Origin of the sequence: Nocardiopsis listeri (genome assembly GCF_020741345.1) — a bacterium.
Classification (GTDB): Bacteria; Actinomycetota; Actinomycetes; order Streptosporangiales; family Streptosporangiaceae; genus Nocardiopsis; species Nocardiopsis listeri_A.
Genome location: NZ_DYZD01000086.1, coordinates 1 through 5,516, shown reverse-complemented (window position 1 = coordinate 5,516; position 5,516 = coordinate 1). Strand labels below are relative to the sequence as shown.

At 70.2% G+C, this 5,516-nt stretch carries 4 protein-coding genes and 1 tRNA gene; 1 reads left to right on the top strand and 4 read right to left on the bottom strand.

Annotation, left to right across the window (positions count from 1 at the left end; all coding sequences use genetic code 11):
* Nucleotides 1–90: 90 nt before the first annotated feature.
* Nucleotides 91–152: transfer RNA gene (locus K8V84_RS05645), tRNA-Arg, on the bottom strand.
* Nucleotides 153–310: 158 nt separating this feature from the next.
* Nucleotides 311–1,561 (bottom strand): aspartate aminotransferase family protein, encoded by a 1,251-nt coding sequence (locus K8V84_RS05640; RefSeq protein ID WP_304071326.1) that lies wholly within the window; start codon nucleotides 1,559–1,561, stop codon nucleotides 311–313.
* A 139-nt stretch (nucleotides 1,562–1,700) separates the two neighbouring features.
* Between K8V84_RS05640 and K8V84_RS05635 the strand changes: the two genes are divergently transcribed.
* Nucleotides 1,701–3,167 carry an NAD-dependent succinate-semialdehyde dehydrogenase gene (locus K8V84_RS05635; RefSeq protein ID WP_304071323.1) on the top strand — a complete coding sequence of 489 codons (1,467 nt, stop codon included), beginning with the start codon at nucleotides 1,701–1,703 and terminating at the stop codon, nucleotides 3,165–3,167.
* 397 nt (nucleotides 3,168–3,564) lie between these two features.
* Here the strand turns inward: K8V84_RS05635 and K8V84_RS05630 are convergent, their stop codons facing one another.
* The gene (locus tag K8V84_RS05630) at nucleotides 3,565–4,329 is read right to left on the bottom strand and encodes a hypothetical protein (RefSeq protein WP_304071320.1); all 765 of its coding nucleotides are present in this window, start codon (nucleotides 4,327–4,329) and stop codon (nucleotides 3,565–3,567) included.
* A 336-nt stretch (nucleotides 4,330–4,665) separates the two neighbouring features.
* Nucleotides 4,666–5,516, bottom strand: an 851-nt coding sequence (locus K8V84_RS05625; protein WP_304071318.1) for a hypothetical protein, incomplete at its 5' end; no start/stop codon positions are given.

Here is a 5,516-nt window from a genome sequence, read left to right as displayed (position 1 = left end):
ACCCTCATCAACCCCAGATCGGCCGACTCCAGGCATACGAAAAAGTCCCTCACCAGCAATCCTGCCTGGTGAGGGACTTTCCTTCGGTGCGCCACGAGGGATTCGAACCCCCAACCTTCTGATCCGTAGTCAGATGCTCTATCCATTGAGCTACGAGTGCAGGTCCTGCAGTTGTGTGTCGCTTGGTCGAGCCGCGCTCTCCCTTGCGACGTCTCCGACTCTATCACGCTGTGGGAGTGGGTTCGCGCCAAATATGGGTGTGAGCCGGGCCATGCGGACGCCGCCGGCGAACCGGCGGCGTCCGGGCTGGTCAGACCACTTCCTCCACGGAGGCCGCCCACAGTTCGAGGGCGGTGTCGATCTGATCGCCGTCGACGATCAGGGCCGGGATGAAACGGACGACGTTGCCGGCCGGACCGCAGGTCAGCAGGAGCAGACCGTTCTGGGCGGCGGCCTGCTGGGCGCGCTGGGCGGTCTCCCCGTCGGGCGAACCGTCGGCCTTCACGAACTCGGCTGCCTGCATCAGCCCGCGACCTCGCACGTCACCGATGGCCGGGTTGGCCTCGGCGATCTTGGCCAGGCCCTGCTGGAGGCGCTCGCCCTGGCGAGCGGCGTTCTCCACCAGTCCCTCTTCCTGGATGACGTCCAGGGTGGCCAGGGCTCCGGCGCAGGCGACGGCGTTGCCACCGTAGGTCCCGCCCTGGGATCCCGGCCAGGCCTTCTCCATGATCGAGCCGGAAGCGGCGATGGCGGAGAGCGGGAACCCGCTGGCGAGCCCCTTCGCGGTGATGACGATGTCCGGGCGGATGCCGGAGGGCTGGTGCCCCCAGAACGTTCCGGTGCGGCCGAAACCGGTCTGCACCTCGTCCAGGACCAGCAGGAACCCGTGCCGGTCGGCGCGTTCGCGCAGTCCCTGGAGGAAGGCGTCCGGGACGGGGACGTAGCCGCCCTCTCCGAGGACCGGTTCGATGAACACCGCCGCGGTGTCCTTGGGTGAGGTGACCGTGGCGAACTGGTAGTCGAGCTCGCGCAGGGCGTAGGCGACGGCGTCGGCCTCGGACATGCCCAACCGGTAGGCGTACGGGAAGGGCGTGACCACGACACCGGGGACGAGGGGCCCGATGCCCGCTCGGATCTTGGTGCCGGAGGTGGTCAGGGAGGCTGCGCCCATGGTGCGCCCGTGGAAGGAGCCCTGGAAGACGACGGCGTTCTGGCGTCCGGTCGCCTGGCGGGCCAGGCGCAGGGCCGCCTCGACCGCCTCACTGCCGGAGTTGACGTAGAACAGCCGATCGACCCCCTCGGGCAGGACCTCACCGAGGCGTTCGGTGAGTCGCAGCAGGGGACGGTGCATCACAGTGGTGTACTGGCCGTGGATCAGGGTCGCGACCTGCTCCTGGGCGGCGGCGACCACCTTGGGGTGGCAGTGTCCGGTGCTGGTCACACCGATCCCGGCCGTGAAGTCCAGGAAACGGCGGTCGTCCTCGTCGTAGATGTAGACACCCTCACCTCGTGCGGCGACGACCGGGGTCGCCTGCTTGAGGACCGGGGAGAGCTCCGCCATGCGATGGCCTCAATTCCTTGTATCGGGTTCCGTAGGATTGTTGACAATCGACACTGCTATGGAAACATCCTGGACGCGGCGGTGTCCAGCGGACGCACGCCGGGCAGTTCTCTGACCACAGTCGACTGAGGAGCCAGGCATGTCGGATCGGGAAGCACGGGTCGTCGCACAGGTGAACAAGATGCTCTTCCTCGGGGGGAAGTGGCGTGAGTCGTCCACGGGGTCCACATTCCCCGTGGAGGACCCTTCCACCCGCAAGGTTCTGTGCGATGTCGCGGACGCGAGCAAGGAGGACGGCCTCGAGGCCCTGGACATCGCCACACGTGTCCAGCCGGAGTGGGCCAAGACCTCGCCCCGGGAGCGCGGCGAGATCCTGTACCGGGGCTACCGACTACTCATGGACCACCAGGAGGATCTGGCGGTTCTGATGACCCTGGAGATGGGCAAGCCGCTCGCGGAGGCACGCGGCGAGATCGCCTACGCCGCCGAGTTCTTCCGCTGGTTCTCCGAGGAGGCCGTGCGGATCGAGGGCGGTTTCTCCATCTCACCGGACGGCAAGTCGCGCTTCCTCGTCATGCGGCAGCCGGTCGGCCCCTGCATGCTCATCACCCCCTGGAACTTCCCCATGGCGATGGGGACCCGCAAGATCGGGCCGGCCATCGCGGCGGGGTGCACGATGGTCCTCAAGCCGGCCCAGCAGACCCCTCTGTCCGCGCTGGCGCTGGCCGGCATCCTCGCCGAGGCGGGTCTGCCGGAGGGGGTGCTGAGCGTCCTGCCCACCACGGACCCGGGTCGGATCACCGAACCCCTCCTCACCGACGGCCGGATCCGCAAGGTGTCGTTCACGGGGTCGACGGCCGTGGGTCGCAAGCTGCTGGAACAGAGCGCCGGCCAGGTGTTGCGCACCTCCATGGAACTGGGCGGCAACGCGCCCTTCATCGTCTTCGACGACGCCGACCTGGACGCGGCCGTGGACGGGGCGATGCTCGCCAAGATGCGCAACATCGGGGAGGCGTGCACGGCGGCCAACCGGATCTATGCCCAGTCGGGGATCGCGGAGGAGTTCTCGGCCCGGCTCAGTGAACGCATGGGCGCGCTCCGGTTGGGCCGTGGGGTCGAGGACAACGTGGACGTGGGTCCGCTGATCGACGAGAAGGCCCGGCAGAAGGTGCAGAGCCTGGTCGACGACGCCGTCGAACGTGGGGCGAACGTACTGGTGGGCGGCGGTCCGGGGGACGGTCCCGGACACTTCTACCAGCCGACGGTGCTGGCGAACGTGCCGTTCGCGGCGGAGCTGTCCACCACCGAGATCTTCGGTCCGGTGGCCCCGGTGATGCCCTTCGACACCGAGGAGGAAGTGCTCCACGCCGCCAACGACACCGAGTACGGCCTGGTCAGCTACCTGTACACGCGGGACCTGAACCGCGCCTTCCGGGTCGCTGAGGCCCTGGAGACCGGCATGGTCGGACTGAACCAGGGTGTGGTCTCCAACCCGGCGGCCCCGTTCGGCGGAGTGAAGCACTCCGGTCTGGGACGCGAGGGTGGACGGGTCGGCATCGACGAGTTCCTCGACGTGAAGTACGTCGGAATCGGCGGGATTTCGTAGCCGGATACGTTTCGAAAAGGGAAATCCCGGAACAGGGTTCCTGGAATATCCGATACTCGCCGTTTTTCGTCTTCCGAACACCCCTCCGGTGAAAGGAAAAGGCGATTTCGGACATGGGTCGCCGCGCCCCGTACTCGGGGGCGCGGCGACCTTGTTCGTAGGGTCCCGGGGGGTGGCGGCGACCTCCCGTCGCTGCCACGGGTGTACGCCGCCCCTTCCTCGGAACCCCCGTAAAGACCCCGGGCGGCAGGGCCCCCTGATCCCGCTGCCTCCGGGCGACGCGGTCGGACCCCCCACGGATCCCGCCACGTCCGCTCCGGAGCGGACCAACCCTGCGACCGCCCGGGGCCGCGCGCACCCGCGTGTCACAGCGCGGGGCGCGCGATCGAGCCGACGGCTACAGCAGACCGTCGGTCAGGTCGTCGCCCAGGGCGTCGGTGGTGTCGCCGACCAGGTCGGTGTCGACGACGTTCGTGTCCGGCACGTCGGTGGGCAGGGTCTCGTCGATGACCTCCGGCTCGGACAGCTCGTCGGCCTCGGTGAGACCCGCGACGGTGTCCTCGACCCCGCCGACGGCCGGGGCCTCGGGCGGCGCCTCCGTGTCCACGGCGTCGGCCACGGGCACGTCGAGGTCCTCGACGGCGTCGTCGGTGACGTCCGTGGCGGTGCCCACGGCGAGTCGATCCACACCGTCCAGGTCGGTGCCCACACCCGACACGGTCTGGTCGACCACGGAACCGGCCTCGGCGGCCACGGTCTCGACGTCACCACGGGCCTGCCGGGCGACGAAGTCCACCAGGACGGTGGAGCCCTGGACGACCATCAGGTAGCCGTTGGCATCCACCTCGGGCACGTTCACCCGGGGAACGGTCACCTCGACGGCGTCGACCTGGTCCTGGGCGGCGCCCACGATGCCGGCGACCTCGGGAGCGGCGACCTCGGGCAGGTCGGTGGAGGGCAGGGTGGGGTCGGCCTCGGGCACGACCGAGGCCGGGAGGGTGCCGTCGACGGCGGGCGGCTGCCCCAGGGAGTCGGTGTCGAGAGCGCCCGTGACGTCCCCGACGGTGTCCGCCGCCGCGAAGCCGCTGCTCAGGGAGACGAAACCGGCGGTGCCGGCGGCGATGAGCAGGGCCTTGGCGGTGGTACGGGCGGTGTTGCGCATGGGAGTCCTTCCGAATGTCTTGCCTTGCGGGCCTCGATCGGGTGGCACCACGCCTTCGGGGTGGGGCGGTCCACGATCGAGGGGGTTTCGGTCTTCGGGTCCGTCGGACCGTTGACCGACCTGAACTCCGCTTTCGGCGGGCACCAATGGCGCGCGAAGGTGAGAGCGGGGCTCACGTCGGCCCCCAGGCGATCGGCCGGGACGTGCCGTGGTGGCGGGCCGGGACTGGGCGGATCCGTGTGTCGCGTCGGGGCGGCTTCCGGTCAGGACCGAAGCGCGTCGAGACGACGGGGAGGCACCTGGGCGGAAGGGGCCCGGGTACCTGGAGCGGACCCGCTAGTCGGGGGCGAAGGTGGGCTCGTCGGCGACGGCGGTGGGAACCGCGTGCAGGACGTGCCGGGCGGCGTCCTCGAAGGCGAGGGCCGGGATGAGGGTGCCCGCGGTGGGCAGGTGGCCGGCCAGGCCGCTGACCGCGCCGTTCGAGGTGGAGGCGGTGCCACTCGGAACGGAGCCGAGCGGGTCGATCGGGGGCGTCGCACCGGAGTCCGTGTCGGGCTCGCTCACGGTGGAGTCGGCGTGTCCGGCCAGGGCGACGGCGGTCTCCGCGCGCTGGTGTTCGGGGTCGAGGAGTGCGTCGTCCCGTTCCACCGCGGCTTGCGGATGCGTCGTCGAGTCCTCTTCCGGGGCGGGGGCGGGATCCGCTTCCTCCCGGGACGGGGCCTCGGCCGGATCCAGCCGGTCGTCGACCGTTCGGGTGATCTCGTCGACGGCCCACCGAACGGGTTCCACCAGGTCGGTACCGGCGGCCTCGGCCTCGGGTGTGACGGTCTCGGATACCTCGCGCACGGTGGCGGTGGTCTCCCGACCGGCCTGGGCGGCGCTGTCGGTCAGCGGTCGGACCTCCACGGGCTCCGCCGCTTCGAAGGTCTCGACGGTCTCCACTGGCTGGGAAACCTCGGTGTCCGGCGACGAATCGGCCGCTTCGACCTGCTCGCCTGTCTCCTCGGCCGCCGTCGCCGTCGCCGGGCCGCCCGCCGCCACGCTGTGCCCCACCAGGTCGACGGTGTCCGTGACCGGGGCGTCCACCGTCACGGTGTCCTCGCCCAGGGGGATCTCCTCCGCCTCGACTTCGGTGGCCCCGAGGAGCCAACCCGCGGCCAGGGCCCCGACCAGGAACCCGAGCAACA

Excerpts from the sequence above, each read along its gene's own strand:
- K8V84_RS05640 (WP_304071326.1), bottom strand. The coding sequence starts at position 1,561 with ATGGCGGAGCTCTCCCCGGTCCTCAAGCAGGCGACCCCGGTCGTCGCC.
- K8V84_RS05635 (WP_304071323.1), top strand. The coding sequence starts at position 1,701 with ATGTCGGATCGGGAAGCACGGGTCGTCGCACAGGTGAACAAGATGCTC.
- K8V84_RS05630 (WP_304071320.1), bottom strand. The coding sequence starts at position 4,329 with ATGCGCAACACCGCCCGTACCACCGCCAAGGCCCTGCTCATCGCCGCC.